Source organism: Streptomyces sp. A18 (assembly GCF_059026065.1).
Genome location: NZ_JBWLKL010000104.1, coordinates 1 through 3,168 on the forward strand (window position 1 = coordinate 1; position 3,168 = coordinate 3,168).

2 protein-coding genes and 2 pseudogenes are annotated in these 3,168 nt (G+C 61.2%); 1 reads left to right on the forward strand and 3 read right to left on the reverse strand.

The annotated features are described in order from the left end of the window. Positions 1-441, forward strand: a 441-nt coding sequence (locus AC5P1C_RS43490; protein ID WP_493871547.1) for a hypothetical protein, incomplete at its 5' end; no start/stop codon positions are given. Positions 442-445: 4 nt separating this feature from the next. Here the strand turns inward: AC5P1C_RS43490 and AC5P1C_RS43495 are convergent. The 3 genes and pseudogenes from AC5P1C_RS43495 to AC5P1C_RS43505 all read right to left on the reverse strand — a co-directional run. After that, positions 446-559, reverse strand: a pseudogene (locus AC5P1C_RS43495) (IS5-like element ISDge16 family transposase); the annotation flags it as partial. A gap of 87 nt (positions 560-646) precedes the next feature. Continuing rightward, positions 647-2,404, reverse strand: a complete 1,758-nt coding sequence (gene ltrA, locus AC5P1C_RS43500) for a group II intron reverse transcriptase/maturase (protein WP_493871548.1) — start codon at positions 2,402-2,404, stop codon at positions 647-649. Between the two features lie 658 nt (positions 2,405-3,062). Next, positions 3,063-3,168: pseudogene (locus AC5P1C_RS43505) on the reverse strand (IS5/IS1182 family transposase); the annotation flags it as partial.

The following is a 3,168-nucleotide window of genomic DNA, read 5'->3' on the forward strand; positions in this document are numbered from 1 at the left end:
TGGTTGTGGGTCGGGCATGATGTCCCGGTGAGCATCATCGTGAAGTTCTTCGTGGCGCCGGACGACACGTCAGCGGCTCTGGCCCTCAAGACCGGGCCGGGACGGGCATTCGAGTCGCTCTCCTTCGGCAACTTCGATCCCGTAGGGGCGGTGATCGAGTGGGAATGCCTTCTGGCCGGTGGCAGCTTCGAGGAACTCGTCGATGCTGGTGAGCCTCGCATCGTCGCCGGCCAGGACGGGTGCGTCGTCTTCGCGCTCTCACCTCGCCTGTCCACTGCACTCGCAAACGCCGGCCAGTCCAGGCTGCGTGATGTCGTTGCCACGTGGGCTCAGTTGCGTGCGGAGGAGGGGGAGATCGCCGAGGCGATCGTGGCTGACCTGGCCGGCCTCGTCAGCAGTGCCCGGCGCCAGGACCAGGGTGTCTACTGCTGGGTCGCGTAGGAGCTCAGGTGCGGAGCCAGAGGGCGACCGCTGCCGCGGTGGCGGTGCCGAGGAAGATGTAGCCACGCTTTTCATAACGCGTGGCGACCGCCCGGAACTGGTCGGGTAGCCGGGTCATGTCGCCATGACCCGGCCCCCTCAGAACCGGGCATGCCTGTTTCCAGGCACCACGGCTCAAGCAAGCCCAAACGCTTCACAAGATCTGCTATTTGTTGCTGCCATCTCGTGCATGAAGCTGCTGATGACATTCGGAGTGAACGAGTCGAAGATTCTTGACTTCATCAGATCCGCCGTCTCGCCGGTAGGCGAAGTGGTGTTTGTGTAACCGCTTCTTCATCGCGTCGAACCAGTCGATCCACTCGCGTGGGCTTTCCGGCTCGTATTCTGCTCCAACGATGAGCGCCTGACCGCAGAGAGGACAGAGTCCTTTCTGACGGGCTGCCAGAGTAAGGCTGATCTTGTCCATTGGCGGAGGTGTGCGCGTCCTGCGACGCTGATTCCAGTAGTCGTGGAGCGTGGGATCGTCAGGTGACGACTTTCCCTTGACTAGCTGATGCCTTCTGATGTTGGTCCAGGCGAACTTGGGAAGATGTGCACCTGTGGTGCGGTCACCGAAGACCCAGTTATTGTTCTTGGACCGGTTGAGTCTGCCGAAATACTTATTGACGATCCAGTGCTTCGACTTCTTCGGGTGGGTGCGCTTGGCCCACTTGTAGGTGAGCGTCCACACGTAACTGTCCAGCGCTGAGAACGTCTTGCTGGATACCACCGTCCGGTAGTACGCAGACCAGCCCCTGACGATCGGGGAGAGTCTGCGGAGTACGACTGTGATGCTCTGTCCGAGGAGAGCTTGCATCTCGGAACGCAGTCGATTCCGGATCCTCTTCACCGCATCCTTGCTGGGCGTAATGATCAGGCTGTCGCCATGGCGTCGGACGTTGAAGCCGAGGAAGTCGAACCCTTCGGAAAGGTGAAGGATTCGCGTCTTCTCTTCGTTGAAGCGAAGACCTCGGGGTTCAAGCCAGTCGCCAAGCCGCGACTTGACCGTCTCAGCTTCCTCCTTGCTCGTGCAGAACACTGCAAAGTCGTCGGCGTAACGCACCAGGATCGGCGTCCCTTTCGCGGCCCACATCACTGTTCCTTTGCGGGTTGCGAACCGAACGCCTGCGGCTTCCTCCATTCCGTGAAGTGCAATGTTGAGCAACAAGGGGCTGATCACTCCGCCTTGAGGTGTTCCCTCGTCGGTGCGAGTGAAGCGTCCGTTGTCGACCACGCCCGCCTTCAGCCACTGGCGGACGAGTTCCCTGGCGGGGAAGCCGCCGACGCCGTCGAGCAGACGGTCGTGGTCGATGCGGTCAAACGCTGCGGCCAGGTCGGCGTCGAGTACCCACTGACGTTTGGCCGTCTTGCCCTTCGCGGTGCTGAAGATCGCCTGGATGGCGTCGTGGCATCCGCGGCCTGGTCGAAATCCGTAGGATCGTGATTCGAACCGGGCTTCCCACTCAGGTTCCAGCGCGTTCTTTACGCGCGCCTGGATTACTCGGTCGCGTATGACCGGGATACCGAGCGGGCGTTGCTTTCCATTGCTCTTCGGGATGTAGACCCGTTTGACGGGCTTGGCTCTCCAGGGCTGGGTTTGCAGGTCAATGTCGACCGCCATACGAGCTCGCGCCTGGGGGGTGAGCGCTCGTTCCCTGTCGATGCCTGCCGTCTTGCGGCCCTTGCTCTGCTGCGTTACCCGTTTCACGCTCAGAAGCGTGTTACTGCGGCTCCGCAACATGAGCTTTTGCAGATTGCGGACCTTCTTGAGGTCCCCTTCCTGTGTCGCTTTAAAGATCCGTTGCCTCAGGCGCCGTACGTTTCCCTCAGTGCTGGCCCAGTCGATGCCGTGCCAGTCCAGTGGTTCGCCCTGCGGTCCGTTCACTTTGGAGGTGCGGCTGGCAGTAGGGACTGTCTGTCGCATGTTCCTCCTTCGCGTCTAACTTGTCCGGCAGGTTCTGGCGTCATTACTCGGGATGCTTCAAAAGCTCACCCGGCCCACGTGGGCACCCTTTCGGGCCAGGTCATTCAGACCTGTATCCGGCGAGTTATGGCCTGGGTTGAAGGACTCCAGGGTTTTCCTCTGACCTTTCGGTCGACCGGCATTCGCTTCTTGGGCCATCCTGTTCCCGCTGGAGAGTTGGGCCTTCCTTGCGGTTGGCTTACCGGGCTGAGCCCGGACTCCAACGGGGTTTCCACGTTCCACACACGTAAGTTGCGGCTGGGGTGGGTGCCCCCTCTATCCCGGAACCGGCGGTGTCCTCCTCCCGATCTAAAGTCCTTGGGAGTCGCCTGGCGTATTTCAACGCCGGGTTCTGTAGCCACTGATTGCGAACCATCGGGCGGCTTCAACCTTACGAGACATCAATGGGGGTTCACGCGGTTCACCCGTCCAGCCTTTCCCTCACCTGTCGTTCCCCGATGGCCAGGGAACCCTTGGGCTTGAACGCTCAGCTTCACACCCCGCTGTTACCGGCGACGCATGTGAGCGCGGGAACGGATTGCGGACACTAATCCGGGGTCAGCACATGTCTCCTTCCTTCGTGGCTTTCCCACTTAACGTGTGCGACTTCGTGTCGCACCTTCAGGCGGTTGATCGCCCGCTCGACCGTGTTGCGCTTCTTGTAGCGGTCCTCATCGAAGCCGGGCGGCCGTCCACCGCGTGACCCCTTGCGTATGCGGGCCGCC

Bases quoted from the DNA above. Each gene is read 5' to 3' on its own strand.
- ltrA (WP_493871548.1), bottom strand. From the start codon at position 2,404: ATGCGACAGACAGTCCCTACTGCCAGCCGCACCTCCAAAGTGAACGGA.